This is a genomic window from Candidatus Zixiibacteriota bacterium, from assembly GCA_019038695.1.
Classification (GTDB): domain Bacteria; phylum Zixibacteria; class MSB-5A5; order GN15; family FEB-12; genus B120-G9.
Map to the genome: position 1 here is coordinate 36,037 of JAHOYZ010000023.1, position 19,130 is coordinate 55,166.

21 protein-coding genes are annotated in these 19,130 nt (G+C 50.1%); 11 read left to right on the forward strand and 10 right to left on the reverse strand.

Going from position 1 to position 19,130, the window contains the following annotated elements; all coding sequences use genetic code 11:
- From KOO62_07855 to KOO62_07875, 5 genes are all read right to left on the reverse strand, one after another.
- On the reverse strand, positions 1-1,395 hold the full coding sequence (locus KOO62_07855) for a hypothetical protein (protein MBU8933908.1): 1,395 nt from the start codon (positions 1,393-1,395) through the stop codon (positions 1-3).
- A gap of 43 nt (positions 1,396-1,438) precedes the next feature.
- Positions 1,439-2,674 (reverse strand): PAAR domain-containing protein, encoded by a 1,236-nt coding sequence (locus KOO62_07860; GenBank protein MBU8933909.1) that lies wholly within the window; start codon positions 2,672-2,674, stop codon positions 1,439-1,441.
- A 256-nt stretch (positions 2,675-2,930) separates the two neighbouring features.
- The gene (locus KOO62_07865) at positions 2,931-3,632 is read right to left on the reverse strand and encodes an NTP transferase domain-containing protein (GenBank protein ID MBU8933910.1); all 702 of its coding nucleotides are present in this window, start codon (positions 3,630-3,632) and stop codon (positions 2,931-2,933) included.
- A gap of 32 nt (positions 3,633-3,664) precedes the next feature.
- Positions 3,665-4,645: an NAD(P)-dependent oxidoreductase gene (locus KOO62_07870; protein MBU8933911.1), complete on the reverse strand. Its 981-nt coding sequence runs from the start codon at positions 4,643-4,645 to the stop codon at positions 3,665-3,667.
- A gap of 37 nt (positions 4,646-4,682) precedes the next feature.
- Positions 4,683-6,860, reverse strand: coding sequence for a hypothetical protein (locus tag KOO62_07875; GenBank protein MBU8933912.1), 2,178 nt, complete (start codon positions 6,858-6,860; stop codon positions 4,683-4,685).
- A gap of 186 nt (positions 6,861-7,046) precedes the next feature.
- Between KOO62_07875 and lptB the strand changes: the two genes are divergently transcribed.
- The 3 genes from lptB (at position 7,047) to raiA (ending at position 10,128) form a co-directional block, all read left to right on the forward strand.
- Positions 7,047-7,772 carry an LPS export ABC transporter ATP-binding protein gene (gene lptB, locus KOO62_07880; protein ID MBU8933913.1) on the forward strand — a complete coding sequence of 242 codons (726 nt, stop codon included), beginning with the start codon at positions 7,047-7,049 and terminating at the stop codon, positions 7,770-7,772.
- Between the two features lie 134 nt (positions 7,773-7,906).
- The gene (gene rpoN, locus KOO62_07885; GenBank protein MBU8933914.1) at positions 7,907-9,310 is read left to right on the forward strand and encodes an RNA polymerase factor sigma-54; all 1,404 of its coding nucleotides are present in this window, start codon (positions 7,907-7,909) and stop codon (positions 9,308-9,310) included.
- Between the two features lie 458 nt (positions 9,311-9,768).
- Complete coding sequence (gene raiA, locus KOO62_07890) at positions 9,769-10,128, forward strand: ribosome-associated translation inhibitor RaiA (GenBank protein ID MBU8933915.1); 360 nt, start codon at positions 9,769-9,771, stop codon at positions 10,126-10,128.
- A gap of 252 nt (positions 10,129-10,380) precedes the next feature.
- Here the strand turns inward: raiA and KOO62_07895 are convergent, their stop codons facing one another.
- Positions 10,381-11,142 carry an inositol monophosphatase gene (locus KOO62_07895; GenBank protein MBU8933916.1) on the reverse strand — a complete coding sequence of 254 codons (762 nt, stop codon included), beginning with the start codon at positions 11,140-11,142 and terminating at the stop codon, positions 10,381-10,383.
- Between the two features lie 350 nt (positions 11,143-11,492).
- Here KOO62_07895 and KOO62_07900 point away from each other — a divergent pair, with 350 nt between their 5' ends.
- Positions 11,493-11,921 carry an isoprenylcysteine carboxylmethyltransferase family protein gene (locus tag KOO62_07900; protein ID MBU8933917.1) on the forward strand — a complete coding sequence of 143 codons (429 nt, stop codon included), beginning with the start codon at positions 11,493-11,495 and terminating at the stop codon, positions 11,919-11,921.
- 87 nt (positions 11,922-12,008) lie between these two features.
- Here the strand turns inward: KOO62_07900 and KOO62_07905 are convergent, their stop codons facing one another.
- The 4 genes from KOO62_07905 to lepB form a co-directional block, all read right to left on the reverse strand.
- Positions 12,009-12,254 (reverse strand): hypothetical protein, encoded by a 246-nt coding sequence (locus KOO62_07905; GenBank protein MBU8933918.1) that lies wholly within the window; start codon positions 12,252-12,254, stop codon positions 12,009-12,011.
- A 192-nt stretch (positions 12,255-12,446) separates the two neighbouring features.
- Positions 12,447-13,292, reverse strand: a complete 846-nt coding sequence (gene panC / locus KOO62_07910; protein MBU8933919.1) for a pantoate--beta-alanine ligase — start codon at positions 13,290-13,292, stop codon at positions 12,447-12,449.
- 53 nt (positions 13,293-13,345) lie between these two features.
- Positions 13,346-14,485: a radical SAM family heme chaperone HemW gene (gene hemW / locus KOO62_07915; protein ID MBU8933920.1), complete on the reverse strand. Its 1,140-nt coding sequence runs from the start codon at positions 14,483-14,485 to the stop codon at positions 13,346-13,348.
- Positions 14,486-14,488: 3 nt separating this feature from the next.
- On the reverse strand, positions 14,489-15,214 hold the full coding sequence (lepB, locus tag KOO62_07920) for a signal peptidase I (protein MBU8933921.1): 726 nt from the start codon (positions 15,212-15,214) through the stop codon (positions 14,489-14,491).
- A gap of 220 nt (positions 15,215-15,434) precedes the next feature.
- On the opposite strand from lepB, the gene KOO62_07925 reads away from it, so the two are divergent.
- The 7 genes from KOO62_07925 to KOO62_07955 all read left to right on the forward strand — a co-directional run bounded on the left by KOO62_07925 (position 15,435) and on the right by KOO62_07955 (position 19,124).
- Complete coding sequence (locus KOO62_07925; protein MBU8933922.1) at positions 15,435-15,836, forward strand: transcriptional repressor; 402 nt, start codon at positions 15,435-15,437, stop codon at positions 15,834-15,836.
- 54 nt (positions 15,837-15,890) lie between these two features.
- The gene (locus tag KOO62_07930) at positions 15,891-16,328 is read left to right on the forward strand and encodes a hypothetical protein (GenBank protein MBU8933923.1); all 438 of its coding nucleotides are present in this window, start codon (positions 15,891-15,893) and stop codon (positions 16,326-16,328) included.
- Positions 16,329-16,397: 69 nt separating this feature from the next.
- A complete protein-coding gene (locus KOO62_07935; GenBank protein ID MBU8933924.1) occupies positions 16,398-16,985 on the forward strand; it encodes a peroxiredoxin in 588 nt (195 codons plus the stop codon).
- Between the two features lie 86 nt (positions 16,986-17,071).
- Positions 17,072-17,575: a hypothetical protein gene (locus KOO62_07940; GenBank protein MBU8933925.1), complete on the forward strand. Its 504-nt coding sequence runs from the start codon at positions 17,072-17,074 to the stop codon at positions 17,573-17,575.
- 33 nt (positions 17,576-17,608) lie between these two features.
- A complete protein-coding gene (locus KOO62_07945) occupies positions 17,609-18,136 on the forward strand; it encodes a ferritin family protein (GenBank protein ID MBU8933926.1) in 528 nt (175 codons plus the stop codon).
- An 86-nt stretch (positions 18,137-18,222) separates the two neighbouring features.
- The gene (locus KOO62_07950; protein ID MBU8933927.1) at positions 18,223-18,600 is read left to right on the forward strand and encodes a desulfoferrodoxin; all 378 of its coding nucleotides are present in this window, start codon (positions 18,223-18,225) and stop codon (positions 18,598-18,600) included.
- An 8-nt stretch (positions 18,601-18,608) separates the two neighbouring features.
- Entirely contained in the window at positions 18,609-19,124 is a 516-nt protein-coding gene (locus tag KOO62_07955; protein ID MBU8933928.1) for a ferritin, read from the forward strand.
- Positions 19,125-19,130 lie beyond the last annotated feature (6 nt).

The following is a 19,130-nucleotide window of genomic DNA, read 5'->3' on the forward strand; positions in this document are numbered from 1 at the left end:
CTACGTCCTGGCGGTACTGGCCAATTCCAATATTCCACGCAGCCGCACTGTTTTTAGAAACCGGCGGTGAGTGTGACCCATTATGTAGATACTAAACGGGTTTGCTCCTTGATCGTAACGCTGATACATATACATAAGGCCCGCCCCCATGATATGAACATTTCGCTGTTCAGGTCTTGGACTAATGTACGACAACACTCCTTGGGCCTGCTCCTCATACGATCGCACGCCCGGAAAGTGATAGAGTTGCTCCGTTATCCATGGTCCGCTTCCAACACCGTAACTTAATTGATCGAAATTGAAACTGTCAAATCGGTGCCCGTGCTCAACCCAGAGATCGTTATGCAACCCTCTGTAGTGTGATACTCTTGCTCGAAGACCCAATTGCGAAGTGACCGCTGTGCTCATCATGTACGAATCATGATTCCCCCAGCACCACACTGATTCTGCCAGACCTGCCTGGTTTAGTTGTCGAATGGCTGCAAAGACTGGTGTGTTCCTCATCAGGATCGCCAATCCCCAGTCGGAACACAAATTTGCCGAGTTACCGCTGAGCCACCGTGGACGCCCGCGACCTGTGCGAAATTGGTAGCTTCGACCAATCCACATTTCGAACATGTCGCCGGTCTGGAGAAAGTGAATCTGTCGCTTTTGTGCTGCCGGCAGACCAGCTAACCCTCCCAGAAACCGGACAAGATCATTGCCCGCGCCACGGAAAATATCGGACGCGTGAGATCTAAGATTACCTCGTTCTCGGTCTTGCTGGGCAAGTGAATAGTAATTACGTAATAGATTGGTTCGCTGTCGTGATATGGCTGGAAGACCAACCATCCACGCCGGTGGATTACGTACTCCAGCCTGTGAGAGGCCTATGAGTTCTTGCTGAGTATAGTACCACTCGACCGGTGGAAGATGAGTGTCGCCGAGGATAACATACAGATCAGTGTTGGTGACCGTTCGAGGATCAAGCCTCTGTGCTGCGAGGGCGTGTCCTATGACCTGGAAACCGCGCCCCTGAGAAGCCATCCCTCTCATGAAAGACTGAACGTTAGGTACACTGCTCTGTTGCGCCTGTCGAGATCCGGTGTAATGGCAAAGATAAACATGAGGGCCGCAGACAATACCAAAATCACGTCGTACGGTATTTTGGCCATCGGAGTCATCGGCCCAGGCTCCAACATCCATATATACAAAACTAGGCCGATCGCGATAGAATGCCGTTCGCTCACGAGGACTAGCGATAGCGATGTCGGCTCTCGACGAGGCAGAGCATCTCAACTCGCCCGCACTAAAAACCCAATGAAAACGATTCCCGCCCGAAGTAGTCTCTCGGAATCTCAGGGGTTGAATGTACTCCTGTGCTTGCAGGGAACCCTGGCCTTCAACATTTGGCAATTAGACTGCTCCTGCCGGTGTGACAACAATGATTAACAGCACTTTACTCACCCGTCCGCTGGGTTGAATCATCATCTGCCCGCTGAGTAGCCCCTCCACCCGGCCGCTGTGTGCCACCGGTATCTTCCTGCTGAGTCGCATCGTCCTCCGATTCATCGGGTGGTTGAGGAAACCGTACTTCATGCGTACAGGTTGGCACTCGTTCTTCTCGTGCTCTACCATCGGAATCAAGATTTCCGTTGCGTACCTCACCGTTGGAGAAATGTACTTCGTAAGGAGTATCCGCTGCAGGGGAATCATCTTCATTGAGCAGTTCAATCTCAATCCAGTCCTTATACTCCAGCAGGTCAGACCGGGATGTCAGCGATGCAACCTTAACGGTGAAATAGAAGACCGGCGAGGAATACGGCTCGCGGGCTGTTTGCGGGAACACACCGCCCTGGTTCTCCGAATACTCATAGACCCAGTCGATTTCGATTTTATCACTCTGAACGGTCTGATCTTCGATCTTCTTGATACACTTATCGGCGCGGTTATAATCCCGTTGCCAAACCTGAACAACCGCTGCAGTGTCATCATCAAACCCGGATGTCTCGACCTGCATCTTAACTGTCTCGCCATCTCTGGCACTATCCGCCGACCATTTTGTACCGGTTATGGCCCGCAGGGCAATCTCGTAGTTGCCTTCTTTGGCATCGGAGTTCTTAATCCCGCCGGTTACTGATCCCCGGGAGACATTGCTGTCCGGGTCAGTCATCTTATAGCCGACACCGGTAATGGGGTGTCCAGCCTTGTCAGTGAACTTGACGTCTAAGAAGTGGATTTCGCCTTCTGTTGATTCTTCTCCTCCGGACCCCGATGAACCCGCGCTGTCTACGCTCTCGCCCAGATCGCCCGTGTCGCCGTCTGCTTCACCTTCGGCTGTTCCGCCACCGCTGCCACCACCACCGCCTGCGCCGCCACCACCACCACCGCCGGGACCAATCAGAACCGTCGGACAACCGGGTGGAATGATAGTGTCGGGTGGGCCAACACAAGTCGCCATGTCACCAACACATGCAGCCGGACGACCGCAGATAAGAACCGTGACTGCTCCAGGTGGTATAATTGGTCCACCTACGTGAGGAATCGGTGGAACACCGGGTGTGACCATCGGACAGACGTGCATATCACCGACACAAGCAGCGGGCTGTCCACCGATTAGCACGGTCGGCGCACCGATGACGATCGTTCCGCCGTGGGCTGTCATATCACCTAACCGCGCTGCCGGTTTACCCATTGCGAATCCTCCGTTGTAACAATTCCTGCAAGTAACAACAGAACTTCTCCCGACACCGTGTTCGCCTGCCGGAATCCGCTCACATTACTATAGGGACACGAACGCACTCAAGTCAACAGAATGTTGGAGGGGAATCGTCTTTGCGTGCTTGTAGACCTGGTTGCTTGCCAACCTGACAATACACTTCGTGCAGTCTTTTAGGTTGAAACTGTCTTCAGTTTCGACAACAATGTCATCGCAACTGCCCCTCGGTGGCTCACCCCATCAGCTTATCAATAATCTCAATATCCCGGTTGGCTTGTTCGTAATCCTCGACACGTCCAATATCGAGCCAATAGCCGTCACAAGGGAAAGTCACTACCGGTCGCCCTTTCTTTAGCATCGCCGCCATAAGATCATCAAAACCAAACGGTCGACCCTGGGGAACAAACTCCAGTACCTTCCGCGAGAAAACATAGATACCGGCTGAGACAGTAAGATCGATACTCGGTTTCTCCCGGAATGCTATCACCCGACCTGCGCTATCAACGTCCAGCACTCCGTAGTTGCTCTCAGCGTGACGTTGGCAGGTAGCTACCGTTACTAATGCCCCACCTTTACAATGAAAATCAAACAGATCGCGGAAGTTCAAATCGGTGATGATATCCCCGTTGGCCACCAGGAAATGTTCCGGTAGATCATCCATCAAAGTCAACGGACCGACAGTGGACAACGGCGTTTCCTCGTGCGAATAAACCAATTCGATCCCCAGTCGACTTCCATCGCCAAGGGTAGCCAGTATCAGATGGGCGAGATGATTGACCGCCAGACGTACTTTGTGCACTCCGCTTTTTTTGAGCTGATGCAGGAGAATCTCAATTACCGGACGGTTGCCAACTGTCACCAATGGTTTAGGAATCTCGGCTGTGTACGGTGCCAACCGGGTGCCTTTTCCACCGGCAAGAATAACCGCCTGCAGGTTCTGATCGTGATCTGTATTCATTCGGGCCGTCACTGTTTCATATTGCGGTAGCGAGAACTGTCGGGATCGGAAATCAGCCCGGCGGCAAGGGTGGCAATGATCTCACGAATGCCATCCATCACGCCGGACGCAGGAACAAAACCCAGTGTAGTCTTGATCTTGTCGCAGTTCACCCGATAGTCCCTCGGGTCTTCATCGCGGGCAACATACGATATCAACTTGTCCCTGTCAGGCAGTTCTGTGAGTATCATCTGCGCCAGGTCCTTTTTGCGAAAATTCTGTTCGGTGCTGCCGACATTGAAAGCCTCGCCTGCCACTTTTTCATTAGTTGCCACCAGGGTCAGGAGGCAAGCGTGGGCCAGGTCGAGCGTGTGACAGTACGGCCGCCAGAATTGTTCGCCATAGATTTCCAGCTTGCGACGAAGGTACAGGTCGCGTGTGAATTCATTGACGGTCAGATCAAAACGCGGTCGAGGAGACAACCCGTAGGCGGTGGCGAACCGAAGACAGACGGGCGTGAAGTCGGCCTGCTTGCGGTCCATTAGAAACTTCTCGAAACCTACCTTCAGTTCCGCATAGTGCGATACGGGTTGCAACAGGGAGGTCTCATCAACCCACGATACGCCATCATCCATCTTGCCGTAGTTGCTACAAGTTGAGACAAAAACAAACCTCTTCACACCAGTCTTTATCGCCTGATCGCATAGCATTTCCGAAGCTGTTTTGTTAACTGCTGTGGCCAGTTCCGGATCGACGGCACAGGCCGGGTCGCCGACTATTGCCGCCAGATGTACGACCGAGTCAACACCCTCCAGGGCATTTTTGACCTGATCAGGATTGCAGATATCACCATGTAGAAACTCGAAACTCGGATGCGAACAAAACCCCAACAGGGTTTCGCCACCATGCTCAAGGCAATCAATTACACGGACTCGTAAACCATGACGCAGCAGTAGCGTCACTAGAACGGAGCCGATATACCCGGCTCCGCCGGTCACCAGAACGGTCATGACCGATTATCCGTTGTCATTGTGCTGTCGTCCCGGCTCAGAGTTTCTTGAGCGTTTGTTGAGCCTCGCGCAGATTATCTCCTCGCAGGCCGAGATCAATTGCTTCCTGGAGTTTCTCGCTCGCTTCCTTGTTCCCTTCCATATAGAGCGCCATACCCCACCGGAAAAGCGGCTCAGGGGTCCCCTTGTAGGAACGACTGGCTTTGGAAGCTTCCCCTCGCGAAAAGTCGTATTTCCCAAGCTGGAAGTAGACATAGCTCAGGTTGACCCACTCCTTCAAGGCGCTACTGGATTGAAAAACCGCACGGCGAGCCAGATTTCCTGCGCGCTGTGGTTCGATCCCCTCCATAGCGAGAAAACGTGATAGAAAGTAATTGCTTGTCCCGTGTTCCCTGTCGGCAATAATGCTTGCTTCGAGTATCCCGATCGCTACTTCCGGCTCTCCCATATAGTACAATGACCTTGCATTGTAGGCTATGGCATCAAGGTTTTCGGGTTCGGCCTCAATCGCTCGCTTCGTTAATTCCTGAGCCTCGGAGTACTTTTTCTCATCACCCAACATGATGGCTGCGAGCACAAGCGCATCGGTATTATCTCCGTTGTTGTCAGCCAGCCACGCGGCAAGTTTCAAGATACCATCCTGATGGTCGGCCGCTACGAGTGCCTGCCACAACTGCTCAAACCAGTATATTTTCCCTCCGACATGGTCGGTGTTGGCCAGGAAAAGTTCTAACCCTTCATCAACATGATTACTCTCAACCAGGACAACCGCTTGTAAGAGACCAAGCTCGGGATAGTGTTCGGAGAAATACGGAAAATCATCAAACACCGCCATCGCCTGGTCGGGTTGGTCCAACCAGCGATGCATCGCCACCAGATTCTCCAGTGCCGGACGATACCAGCGATCCAACTCGAGCGTCCGACGATACATTTCCTCGGCCTGGTTATAGAGATGAACTTGGGGATCTGCGAAAATGTCAGCCATTTTGATAGACCAGTTCGTTTGACGGCCGTACGATTTTATGATTTTTTCCTCACTACGTTTGAACTCTTCACTTTGTCCGGTGCGGTACAATAGATAGGCTTTCTTGGTTTCTATTGCAGCTCGGTTAGCAAAACGACGGGATATCATGTCAAGACCATTTATTCCCTTTTGATCCGTAAATACAGTTGCCAGTTGCATAGCGGTGAAGTACGTCAAGTATTCGCTGAACAACGAACCCGACTCCTCCCTCTCCATGAGACCGTTCAGCATGCCAAAGTTCGAGGTATTGGTAAGTTCATCCCCAACAGCACCCCTGACAATCATTTCCTGGATATAAAATGATAGTGATGACTCCGACAACCTTTCGACTTGCGAAAGGGATTTGCATGCCGAGGTGTAATCTTCCTGGGAGTAATAGTAGAGCATTTCAAGGGATGCGATGACCAGCTCCGGTGTTTTTTTGTCTCTGAGCTGCTTGATAGCTTGGCGGGCTTCATAGAAATAGCCGTTGCGAATAGTCAAATCAAAATGGTGCATCAGGGAAACATTGGTATTTCCGGCCAGTTCTGTTGCACGATGACTCATCGCGACGGCGGAATCGAGCTGACCGATTGTTTCGAGATAGAGCACAGACTCCATCGTAATGTCTGTGGACTCATCTCCCCCAAGGGTTTGATCGTATGCGATTGAGGCCGAGTCAAACTTGTGATCCCGAGCAAAGGCCTGGGCACGCATTGCATTGACCAACCGGGGGTCTTCTCCAAGAGAGAGCGCCGTATCAAGAAAAGCCTGCGCTCGCCGGTTACTGCCTACATTCATAAATGATTCCGCCAGGATCAGTTTGGCGACGGGTTCAGTCGAGAGAATCTGATTGTAAACGAGAGCGTAATTGAGTGCGTCCTGATACATTTCAAGCCGGGTGAGCATTCTCCAACAGCCGGCCTGACCGGCGGCATAAGCCGGGGATACCTCGACAATAGCCATGTACACACGCAAGGCATCATAGTATTGTAGTTGTTTCTCGTAGATAAGACCCGATCCGAAATGACCGGCCGGTGAGGTAGGGTCCATTTCTCTCAGCTCGGCAAACTTACTTGCCGCCTTATCAAATTCATACTCGGAAGTCAACTCGACTGCTTCGTCGAACAGTGCCTCAGCTTTGTCTTCGGGAGAAGTAGCACATCCAGCCAGCAGAAGTAATACCAGTAGAGCAGTTGTCAGTCTTTTCATTTCTCTTTCCTTCACATGATTTACCCAACCCTTTAGTCGAACCACTATCACTTAGTTCAACCCGAGTCAGACGAATAGGACCAAGATTACTGATTCTTACAGATTACAAAAGGATAATATCCGACAAAAACGTATCTCTATCAATTTTTGTGCTGGATTCGACCTTTCTTGAACGTATATTATAGTATGATAGTCTTGGAATCAAAAGATCTCTGCAAATTCTATCGCAAAAGAGCTGTGGTTGATGGCGTTTCTATTAACGTCGATCCTGGTGAAGTGGTCGGACTGCTCGGTCCTAACGGAGCGGGGAAGACGACTACATTTTATATGATAATCGGTTTTATTCGACCCAACAGCGGCAAAGTGTTCCTGGGCGGGCGGAATATCTGCCGCATGCCCATGTACAAGCGGGCTCGATTGGGTATTGGCTATCTGCCCCAGGAGGCTTCGATTTTCCGCAAGATGACGGTGGAGGAAAACCTGACTGCGATTCTGCAATTCCAGAAATTGAGCCGCAAAGAACGCAAAATGCGTCTGGAGGAGTTGCTTGAAGAGTTGGATATCGCCCATCTTCGCAAAGCCAAGGCCTACACGCTGTCCGGGGGGGAGCGGCGACGAGTAGAGATAACTCGAGCCCTGGTGACTAATCCCCAGTTTATGTTGTTGGATGAACCCTTTGCCGGGATCGATCCTATTGCGGTAGAAGATATTCAGAAGATCATTGGACGTCTGGTAGAAAGAGGTCTCGGGGTTTTGATAACCGATCACAATGTGCGGGAAACCCTGTCTATCTGTGATCGGGCCTACATTATGTGTGATGGGAAGATACTCAAGTCTGGTACTGCAGAATATCTGGCTAATGATCCTGAGGCGAGGAAAATTTATCTTGGCGAGAAATTCCAACTCAACTAAGATATCCTGGACTATGTACAATTAGTGAACGAACTTGGTCTACAGCGTAATCGGAAAGTCTGCGAATACCGATATGATTAGGTAAAGCAACAATCTTAGCCGACGATGTCGGTTGGCAGACAACAGGTTAGAAGATGAAATTAGGTCTTGGATTACAACTGAAGCTTAGTCAGAAGCTGGCACCTCAGCTTATTCAGTCACTGAAGATGCTGCAAATGCCGGTACTGAAGCTGGAGCAGACAATTCGTCACGAATTGGCTACCAATCCACTTCTTGAGGAGATCGAGGAACTCGAGCCGGATAAAGATGAGGCCGAGGAACGGGATGCCGAAGTAGAGATCGCCGAGGACGAAAAAGAAGATACAATAGATTGGGACGAGTACCTCTTCGATGAAGAGGAGGGTTACAAGGTTCGTGAGACTCGTGAGGTCGGCGAAGAGCGGTTCGAAGGAACCGCCGCCCAGTCCAATAATCTCTACGATCACCTCTTGGAACAACTCTCATTTCTGAAACTAACCCCCGAAGAGCACCTGATCGGCGAGTATATCATTGGCAATATCTCCCCCGAAGGCTATCTGACCATAAGTGTCGAAGAAATGGCGATGGAGCTGGAGATCGAGCCTTCCATCATTGAGGAAGTGGTTACACAAGTCCAGCGTTTTGACCCGACCGGAGTTGGAGCTCGTGATCTACGCGAATCACTTCTGATTCAATTAAAAGAGAAGGGCTACGAAGGTAGTCTCCCTTATCGAATCGTTGATGAACATCTGCACGAACTGGATCGTAAATCCATTCTGCAGATATCCCGCATGATGGGTGTTACGGCGAAAAGGGCCGAAAATGCCATGAACATTATCCGGTCTATGTCACCCAAACCAGTGCAGGGGAAATTTGATGCCGCTGCAATGGCAATCGTGCCGGACATGTTAGTGGAACGTTATGGTGATCACTTTGTCGTGACCCACAACGACCACAACGTTCCGCGTCTGCGGGTGAACTCTGGCTATCGCAATCTTATCAAGCGTGGGAACAAGTCATCACAGGATACGAAGAAGTATATCCGGCAGAAGCTGGAGCAGGCACGTTGGCTGCTCAACAGTATCAATCAGCGGCGCTCGACCATGATCCGGGTGATGGAAGCGATTATTGTCAAACAGCACGAGTTCTTTGATAGGGGACCGGCCTTTCTGAAACCGCTCATAATGGAAGAGATTGCCCAGGCGGTGGACATGAACGTTGCCACTATTAGTCGAGTGTCCAACAGCAAGTATGTTCAGACGCCGCTAGGAGTCTACGAGATCAAGTATTTTTTCAACTCAGGTATTGCGCGTGCTGACGGCGATGATGTGTCTAAACGTTCCGTCAAGATACGGATAGAAGAAATTATTGCCGGAGAACCTCCCGAAAAACCGTTCTCCGACCAGGAAATCTACCGCAGGCTCAATGAGGAAGGGATCAAGCTGGCGCGTAGGACTGTCACCAAGTATCGGGAAGAACTCAAAATTCGCCCGGCGCGATTGCGAAAAAAGGTCACCTAGCTGTCGGACCGGAGATGTTCGACTGACCATTTGTTCTGGTGTCTTTGTACAGAGAAACAAAGCTGTATGGACCTCTGCTCTGGACCTTGCATATCCCCGAATCGCTACTTGAGCATCCGCCCACATCAATTCAGGGCGGGCCAACAGATCAAAAAAAGACTCGACCAACGATACGACATATGCTATCTTATGGTGTGAGCAGTACAAGTCCTTTAGTCGGATATATATTGGGGGATTCGCTATATTGCGGAATCTACCTTTGAAAACAGATATTTACTAGTACTGGTTGTTGAAGGATGTCTATCGGTAGTTGCTGGTCGGAGAAACAGATAGGGACCAACCTGCTGTCGTGGGTTGTTCTCCAATGTTTGAGGAAAGCGAGAATGTCACGAAAGCAGCAAGAATGACAGAAACCCTCGGCAACTCTATATGTTAAGCATGGAAAGGAGATGTTCATCATGTTGAAAAAGATAACAGCCCGTCACTTTGACTTGACACCCGAGATGAAAACCAGGGCGGAAGATGAGATGGACAGACTGACGCGGTATTTTGACAATATTGTATCGGCAGAACTCGTCCTTGACCGCGAGCGGCACAGACGCATGGCCGAACTTAAGGTCAATGTCTACAACCAGACGATCACCGGTTCAGGCGATACCGACGAGATCGATAGCGCCATTGCGGTTGCCGTCGATAAGGCTATCGCTCAGCTCAAGAAATACAAGGGTAAGCTAAAGAATCGTCGACCGGAAGAAATTGCCGATATCAAGGAAGACCTTACCCGCCCCAGCACTGATACCGACGAACTTGACATCTAACGGGTTGTTGGGGAGATTATATTGTCGCCATTGTGAATCCGCAATGACGGATCATCGTAGCGATCTCAAGATATTCACACCAAAATATCAATATGGAGGCGACCTTGTGTCGCCTCGGTGGTGGCTGGAGCAAAGATCGAACCAGCTCTGTTTATCGTCATGGATGAGGTAGGGCAACACGCCTAGGCGGGTTCGTTCCTGCAAGAGAACAGGCGATGCCTGTTGAGGCTGAAGACAGTCTCGCCCTTAACTTTATTTGTCCAGGTGCTTCATCGTCGCCCGATGCAGCTTTCCGTTCGTAGCGATGAAAGAATCAATTTCTGGATGAAGCGGCTTGCCGTTGATATCCGAACTTTTGCCGCCGGCTTCTTTGATAATACAAACAAACGGGGCGACATCAACCAGCTTGATCGCTGCCTCAACGACGATCTCAAGTTTTCCCGCTACCAGAAGATGATAAGGCCAGCAATCTCCAAAACACCGATGTCTCTTGCAGGCGGCTATGAGCGATTCGAGACCTCGCTTTTTGTCCTTCTCGGCGAACGGCCCCAACGATCCAAAACTCAACATGCTGTCGCGCAATCTCGATCTGTCGGAGACAGTCACGCGCTTGCTATTGAGCCAGGTTCCCGACCCTTTTTCCGCCACGAGCATTTCATTCATCACTGGTAGATACGAGACCCCTACGATCACTTCATCCCGATGCATCAGGGCAATCAACGTCCCCCAGAGAGGAATGCCGGCAATGAAGTTCTTGGTTCCGTCGATTGGATCGATGATCCAGACATAGTTGCTTTGGCGTCCGCTGCGACCTGATTCTTCGCCGAAAAAGGCGTGTTCGGGAAACTGTGACCGGATTGTTTCGATAATTACTTTCTCGGCCTCAGTGTCAGCTACTGTTACTGGTGTACGGTCCTTCTTGAGCTTCACCTCGACATTCGCTTCATAGTATTTCAGCGCCTGACTGGCACCTGCCCGGGCTGCTCTCTTTGCTATTGTGAGAAATTTCGACATCTGGCACCTATCATTACTAAAGCAACAGATATTCTAAATATCATTGTAATCAAGATACGGCGCATACATGGAGTAGCCAACCCTCAACTGTCTGTCAGTTTCATTTTGGCTGTGGGGTGAACATCCTCTCCTCGAAGCTATTTTCCGAAAGGAGTTTTCTTCGGCGTTGCGTAGTGAAGATATCGGCGTTATCTTGAACTATTAACAATGGTTATGTCTTTATGCCTATTTACTACAAGATATTAGTATTTATACTTACCTCAATTGGTTTCATCTGGGTATCGCGAGCATCTTTGGGTAATTGGCGTACCCATGGATTCTACAGGTTTTTCGCCTGGGAGACTCTGCTGGTGCTGATTCTGTTACACCTCAATCATTGGTTCCATGAACCGTGGAGTATACATCAGATGGTTTCCTGGCTTTTGCTGTTCGCATCCACGGGGCTAGTGTTACATGGCGCCTGGTTGTTGAAAGTGGTGGGGAAACCGGACAGCACACGCGACGATCCGTCACTCATAGGGATAGAAAAGACAACGAAGTTAGTGAAGGCCGGAGTGTATCGTTACATACGGCACCCGATTTATAGTTCGCTGATCGGTCTGGGCTGGGGAGTATGTTTCAAGCAACCCTCCCTGGTGGGCGTGAGTCTGGCATTGATAACAACAGCTTTGCTGACAATCGCGGCCAGGATAGAAGAGATCGAGAACAGACGTTTCTTTGGGTCTGATTATGAATGCTACATGAAAAAGACGAAAATGTTCATTCCCTACCTTTTCTAACAATGTACTCCAGAATAGAGATGTCGTTGCGCGTCCTGTGCTCATGAGTGAGGAGTACTACGGCTGCGCTCTGTCTTCTGTTCATGTTCACCGGATCATCTGCTCTGCACCAATAATGTTGTTGCCAACCGAGTGCGCAGACACTACGGTAGGGGAAAAGCAGTAATATCGCTGAAAATACGATGTGAGATGAACAAAGAGAAAAACCAAATGACGTTGCCCGATTACCAGTGGAGAACGGCTACCTGTGAGGTGTGTGGGCGTTCGTTTGACCATACGTCGCAACGAAGACCACATACCTGTCGTAATGGCGAGTGCCTTTATGCCTGGCATTTCAAAATCAATCCCCAATCATGGGCGTCATATCAACCGACCCTGTTCGATGAACCTCTCGCTGACCAGTGATGCACGCCGCGGGGGTTTCTCTGAACAACAAATCGCAGACAAAACCCTATTTTGTAGGGCGGAACCCCTTGGTGGTTCCGCCGCATACGGCAGGAGCGCAAAAGGCTCCTGCCCTACTGTCTACGGCAGCTTGATGTTATCTATGAGGCGTACACCATGGACATTGACTGCCAGCGAGCAGATTGTTCCTTTGGTTATCTTTCTGACAGGACGGAGAGTTGAGAATTCGGTGAAAGCGATGTAATCGATTTTCGCACTCGGGCAGGCAGCCATGATGACCGCTTTCATTTCCTTCTTAATCCGGGCGACACTGGTGATACCTGCCAACACCATGCTCCGAGCACTTCGCAGCGCGAAGTGAAGACATAATGCCTCGGAACGATGTTCACCGACAAGATAGGCATTTCGTGATGACATCGCCAGACCATCTCGTTCTCGTATTATCGGAGCGATAATGAACTTGATCGTATAACCGAGATCTTTTGTCATCTGTCGCAGCACGACCGCCTGCTGGAAATCCTTCATGCCAAATACAACCACATCCGGACGACAGATATTGAACAGCTTGGCTACAATTGTTGTTACACCTCGAAAATGAGTCGGGCGTGTGGTGCCTTCGAGTGTCTGCGTAAGTTTCTCGACGGTGACAAAGGTTTGGTAACCTTCGGGATAAATATCGTCAGCCTTCGGGATGAAAACAATCTCGCCACCGCTCTCTCGGATCTTGCGCAGATCCCTTTTTTCGTCGCGAGGATAACGGCTGAGGTCTTCACCGACAGCGAACTGAGCTGGATTTACAAATATCGTCACAATGACAACATCGGTTTTGGATGCGACACGACGGATCAGGGAAGTATGGCCTTCGTGAAGAAACCCCATCGTCGGCACGAGGCCGATTGTTTTCCCTTCGGCGGCGATCCTGCGGACGTGACGCTGCATACTCTTGATTGAGCGAATGATCTTCATGGGGGTAGGTATAGCGGATTATGAGAGCGGCGTCAAGCAGTAGGGCACAGCTCCTACTTCAGCAACAGCCGCGTAATTTCGTCGATGACGTAGATACCTTCCTCGGAGAGTTTGAGACTACCACGTTCGGGCAGGAGGTGGCCGGATTCCACCAGCCGCGCATATTTTTTCGGGTTCAGCCGACTAGAGAGTGAAGTCCCGAAACGTTTCGTAAAAACAGAGCGGCTGATACCGCGTGAAGTGCGTAGCCCCAACATGATAGCCTCGGTCATTCGTTCCTCAAGACCAGACTCATCTGTCGTTCGCGGTAACAGACCAGAGGTGAGTGCTTCGACATACTCGCTAACATCAACCTGATTGGCAAACCGTCGATCGCCGACAAACGAATGCGCCGATGGTCCCAGTCCCAGGTAGTCACCCCCCTCCCAATACCGCAGGTTGTGAAGGCACTCAAATCCGGGTTTGGCGAACGACGAAACTTCGTAGCGGGCATATCCCTCATCAGCCATTTTCTCACAGCCACCACGATAGAGTCCCAGCGACAATTCCTGGTCCGGCAATCTAATGGCACGATTCGCGACCTGTCTGGCAAGTTTGGTGTCATCTTCAACCGTCAACTGGTAAAACGATATATGTGGTGGTTCAAGATCAATAATCTGGTCGAGGTCGGAGGACAACATCTGGCTGTTCTGTCCCGGTAATCCAAAGAGCAAATCAACGCCAAAATTCTGAAACCCGAGAACGTTGGCCAAATAGACCGCCCGTCGGCTATGGTCCGGGTTGTGACGGCGACCGAGCAACCGTAAGGCTTTTGCATCGAATGACTGAATCCCGAACACAGGTCGGTTGATACTCAGGTCTTTAAAAGTCTGGAGTACCTCGAGAGTGATAGATTCGGGGTTGCACTCGATCGAAAATTCGACACCTTCAACAACATCAAAGTGGCGTCTTACGACACTCAACCAGTCGGCCAGCAGATCCGGGTTGGCCAGCGATGGTGTCCCGCCTCCGATGAAGATCGACCCGACTGATCCGTTCTGCAGCACGGGGTCTTCCGAGGCCAGTTCGGTTTCAATGCGCAGGGCGTGGAAGAATTCTTTCTCCCGCGCTCGGTTGTAGGTCTCTTTGTGGAAATCGCAGTAGTCGCATTTGTTACGACAGAATGGATAATGTAGATAAAGACCGAATTGCATGAATTAGATAGGCATGCCGAGACGATCCCAACGGATGTGCGACGGGAAGTTAAACAACCCGTGTCCAATCCAGAGGACGGCATCGACAATGTACGGGAACTCCCAACCGGGAGCATCAGGATCCGGTAGCCATGACCAATACACAAAAACGGCCTTGCCCATGAGATTCTCATGAGGTACTCCTCCCCAGAAACGACTGTCGCGGCTGTCGTCGCGATTGTCACCCAAGACGAAATATTCCCCGGTCGGAACCTCGTAGGGACCAAAGTTGTCCCGGTAGGAAAGATCACCAGGGATAATCCGTTTGTCTACGTTTTTGGAGTGCACTGGAATCTGGGCTACTACACCATCCACATACAGAATCTTGTCAGCAACTTGAACTGTCTGTCCCGGCAGGGCTACTATCCGCTTGATGAAGTCCTTTTCGGGATTATTGGGGTACTTGAAGACCACAATATCGCCGAGTTGCGGATCGGAGCCATACTCGTAGGCCAGCTTATTCACGAAGATATAGTCACCTTCGTACAACGAGTCTTCCATCGAATCGGAGTTCACGCGGTAGGCCGAGACAACAAAGACACGCAACAAAATAGCGGCAATCAGTGCGATTGCTGCAGTTTCGGCGTACTCCCGCCATATCGGCTTAGTCGGCTTGTGCCGGAGTACCTTGCGTGCCTGACGGCTAGCTTCAGCCTTCTTAATATCCTGTATGAGAAAATCCTGATCCATACTAATATGGGTTATCGGTATTACCCCACATATCCTTTAGCATGGGGGCGCATCAATGTTACAAATATATGTAGTTTATCGAGATAGGCAAGCGTCAGAGATAGTTAGTTACCACGCAGGAAACTATTTTATAATTATTCCAACTCAAGGGAACCAAATGAAAGTGCAATCTGTTACATGCTTATAATAGGAATCATTACTGTTACGAAGAGATTGTGAAATGATGCTACAGCGAAACACAGTACAGCGCCAGGTCATACTAGAAGAGTTGAGGAAACTGACTTCTCATCCTACTGCACAGGAGATGTATCGACTTGTACAGAAGAGACTTCCCGATATTAGCCTGGGTACGGTATATCGCAATCTCGATTTGTTAAGCCGGGCTGGACTGATCGTGAAGCTGAGACTTGCCAGCCGCGAGGTCCGTTTCGATGGAGATATAGAACAACATCATCATGTCCGTTGCAAAAATTGCGGGCGTGTTGGGGATATCATGTCGACAAACGGCCGAGCCGTTGATGAAATTCTACCGGAAATTGAAGGCTGGGAGATAGTGGGAAAACGGACAGAGTTCGTCGGAATATGCCCGGATTGTAGTATATCAGGAAGCAGCCAGAAATAGGAATCAAAAAAACATAAACAAGGTGTTAATCAAGTTTACACAGGAGAGAGAAGCATGAGTACCAAGGAAATCCAGGAACAAGTCGTCGATAACATGAAGCGTTGGCAGAAAATTGAAAACGCATCTGTGGCATCAACTGGAGCAGTCATCGAGAAAACTGAGAATCCGATTGTACGACTCGTGATGGAAATCATCCAGCGCGACTCGCAGATGCATTACCGCATTCAGGAGCTTATAGCCGACAGTCTCACATCCAGAACAATCACGCTGTCTCCGGACGAACTGGCGTCGGTGTGGGATCTGATCGAAAAGCATATCCAGCTTGAGAAAAAGACCGTTGAGTATGCCAATGAAGCTCTGGCAGCCCTGAAGGGGAAGAAAATGGTTGTGCAGGAGTACCTGCTGGAGTACCTGCTGATAGATGAAGAAAAGCACAACAAGGTGCTTGAGTCTCTGGAGACAATCAAGAAGGGGATGTATCCTTACGGATGATAGGGGTACCAGGTGACTGTTTGCTCAGCAAATTGAAATGAATGACAATCAAGAATACAGGAGAATATAATGTCAAGCTTAGTAACCAAAGAAGCTCCGGATTTCGCTGCACAGGCAGTAATGGGAGACAATTCATTTTCCGAGTTGAAGCTCTCGGACTATCGCGGCAAGTACGTGGTTTTGTTTTTCTACCCGCTGGATTTCACTTTTGTATGTCCGTCGGAGATCATAGCCTTTAACAAAGCGCTGAAGAAGTTCCAGGCCAAGAATACAGAATTGATCGGCGTGTCGGTTGACTCCCATTTCACCCATTTGGCCTGGAAAAGCACCCCAGTCGATCAGGGTGGTATCGGGCAGATCAAATACCCGCTGGTGGCAGACCTCAATAAGAACATTTCCCGCGACTACGGTGTACTGGTCAATGAATCGGTAGCGTTGCGTGGGCTCTTTCTCATTGACAAAGAGGGGATTATCCGTCATGCTGTCATCAACGATCTTGGGTTGGGCCGGAATGTGGACGAAGCTCTACGAATGCTTGACGCTCTACAGTTCACTGAGAAGCATGGGGAGGTCTGCCCGGCCAACTGGCGGGAAGGCGATGATGCTATGAAACCAACCGCTGAAGGTGTAGCTGAATACCTTGCAGCACATGCTTAGTAGTATTGTGGTAAGCCGGTGGGTCATTCCTACCGGCGTCCACAGGTTAAAACTACACCGTTCGCGATAACGATTCTGGAGGGATAGTGACACTCGAGGAAGCAATCAAGACAGCTATTGAGTACGAGATCAAGGTTCGTGACGCTTATCTTAACTCACTTGACAGCATCAAAGATGAAACGGGACGACATGTCTTCGAGGTTCTTGGCAAAGAAGAGCAGGGCCATGTTGACTACTTGGAATGCAAACTCGACGAGTGGCAGAAAACAGGTATGTTGTCTTCATCTGATATGGACACTGTTGTTCCGGCAAAGGCAGCCATCGAGCAGGGAGTAAGCAGGCTTGATGCGCACGCTTCTGCCACCGATTTCGAGACCGAGCGCGAGATGCTCAAGAAAGCGCTGGCGATGGAACAGGAAACGTCGGATTTTTATCGGAAGATAGTAGGCGAATTGGACACGGGAGCGGAATTGTTTAATCGCTTTCTTGAAATTGAAGACGGTCATGTGGCCATTGTTCAGGCGGAACTGGACTACCTCAATAACACCGGTCGGTTTTTCGATTTTGAGGAGTTTAATCAAGAGCACTGATCACTCCAGTGGCTGGTGTGAGGAGAAAACCATATGAGCGACCATAGCACGGAAAACACCAGGGAAACAATGGCGGAAGGCCTGTTGAAGGCTATTAAGGCGGAGCGATACGGTCACAATTTTTACCTAATGGCCGCCAACAGTACGGAAGACCCCAAAGGGAAGGAAATCTTTCAGACTCTGGCACGGGAAGAGCTGGACCATATGCATTTCCTGAGAAAACAGTATGATGCTATCCTCAAGACCGGGCAACCGGATAATTCCATTAGGCTCGGACCACAGAGTGACCTGACAGGGATGTCTCCAATTTTCTCTGAGAGTCTGAAAGGACGAATCAAAGAAGCCAGTTTCGAGATGACCTCGCTGGCTATCGGTATTCAGCTTGAGCATGATGCAATGCAATTCTATCGGGCTGAGGCAGAAGCGGCGTCCGATTTGGAAGTGAAAAGTTTCTTTTCCAAATTGTCCGACTGGGAGGCCGGTCATTACCGTGCGCTTCTAAGACAACAAGAGGAACTAAAGGAAGACTACTGGTTGGCTGGTGGTTTTGCACCAATGTAGCAATTAGCTAATGGTACGGCCGAAGACTGGCTTCTGGTAATAAGAAATTGCGAATACAAAAGATAGCATGATAAGGAGAGTTGAAAATGGCAACTGAAAGACTGCAAGTCTATAAATGTGAAAAGTGCGGCAACATGGTGGAGGTAATCCATACCGGAGGTGGTACGCTGGTTTGCTGTGGACAGGATATGAGACTCTTGAAAGAGGGCGAAGTCGATGCCGCAACCGAAAAACATGTTCCCGTGATCGAGAAGATTGACGGCGGTTACAAGGTCAAGGTCGGAGACGTGGCCCATCCCATGGAAGACAAGCATTACATCGAATGGATCGAACTGATCGCCGACGGCAAAGCGTATCGTCAGTTCCTGAACCCGGGAGACACGCCCGAGGCGACTTTCATGGTTGAAGGGGACAGCGTCAGTGTACGCGAGTATTGCAACCTGCACGGGCTTTGGAAAGGATAATAGAAACGATGATAAGTAAAAAGATGCAAGACGCTTTCAATGACCAGGTGACTGCCGAATTCTACTCGGCCTATCTTTACCTGTCGATGGCGTCCTATCTGGAATCGATTGATCTCCCCGGGTTTGCCAACTGGATGCGTATCCAGTACCAGGAGGAAGAGTCCCACGCTCTGAAGATTTTCGAATATGTTATTGAACGTGACGGGCGGGCGACTCTCGGTGCGATTGAGGCTCCTCCTACAGATTGGAAATCGGTCCAGGATGTGTTCGAAACGGCCTATGCCCATGAACAAAAAGTAACGGGTTTAATTAACGGTCTGATGGATGTGGCCATTGGAGAGAAGGACCATGCAGCCCAGATTTTCCTGCAGTGGTTTGTGAATGAGCAAGTTGAAGAGGAAGCGTCGGTTAAATCGATAGTTCAACAACTCAAGCTGCTTGGCGACTCCAAGGGCGGACTGTTTCAGATTGACCGCGAGCTGGGAACACGCGTCTTCACTCCGCCTTCAGGAACCGCGCAGTAAGATATA

Bases quoted from the DNA above. Each gene is read 5' to 3' on its own strand.
- KOO62_07860 (MBU8933909.1), bottom strand. From the start codon at position 2,674: ATGGGTAAACCGGCAGCGCGGTTAGGTGATATGACAGCCCACGGCGGA.
- KOO62_07870 (MBU8933911.1), bottom strand. From the start codon at position 4,645: ATGACCGTTCTGGTGACCGGCGGAGCCGGGTATATCGGCTCCGTTCTA.
- KOO62_07875 (MBU8933912.1), bottom strand. From the start codon at position 6,860: ATGAAAAGACTGACAACTGCTCTACTGGTATTACTTCTGCTGGCTGGA.
- lptB (MBU8933913.1), top strand. From the start codon at position 7,047: ATGATAGTCTTGGAATCAAAAGATCTCTGCAAATTCTATCGCAAAAGA.
- rpoN (MBU8933914.1), top strand. From the start codon at position 7,907: ATGAAATTAGGTCTTGGATTACAACTGAAGCTTAGTCAGAAGCTGGCA.
- raiA (MBU8933915.1), top strand. From the start codon at position 9,769: ATGTTGAAAAAGATAACAGCCCGTCACTTTGACTTGACACCCGAGATG.
- KOO62_07895 (MBU8933916.1), bottom strand. From the start codon at position 11,142: ATGTCGAAATTTCTCACAATAGCAAAGAGAGCAGCCCGGGCAGGTGCC.
- KOO62_07905 (MBU8933918.1), bottom strand. From the start codon at position 12,254: ATGCCAGGCATAAAGGCACTCGCCATTACGACAGGTATGTGGTCTTCG.
- panC (MBU8933919.1), bottom strand. From the start codon at position 13,292: ATGAAGATCATTCGCTCAATCAAGAGTATGCAGCGTCACGTCCGCAGG.
- hemW (MBU8933920.1), bottom strand. From the start codon at position 14,485: ATGCAATTCGGTCTTTATCTACATTATCCATTCTGTCGTAACAAATGC.
- lepB (MBU8933921.1), bottom strand. From the start codon at position 15,214: ATGGATCAGGATTTTCTCATACAGGATATTAAGAAGGCTGAAGCTAGC.
- KOO62_07925 (MBU8933922.1), top strand. From the start codon at position 15,435: ATGATGCTACAGCGAAACACAGTACAGCGCCAGGTCATACTAGAAGAG.
- KOO62_07930 (MBU8933923.1), top strand. From the start codon at position 15,891: ATGAGTACCAAGGAAATCCAGGAACAAGTCGTCGATAACATGAAGCGT.
- KOO62_07935 (MBU8933924.1), top strand. From the start codon at position 16,398: ATGTCAAGCTTAGTAACCAAAGAAGCTCCGGATTTCGCTGCACAGGCA.
- KOO62_07945 (MBU8933926.1), top strand. From the start codon at position 17,609: ATGAGCGACCATAGCACGGAAAACACCAGGGAAACAATGGCGGAAGGC.
- KOO62_07950 (MBU8933927.1), top strand. From the start codon at position 18,223: ATGGCAACTGAAAGACTGCAAGTCTATAAATGTGAAAAGTGCGGCAAC.
- KOO62_07955 (MBU8933928.1), top strand. From the start codon at position 18,609: ATGATAAGTAAAAAGATGCAAGACGCTTTCAATGACCAGGTGACTGCC.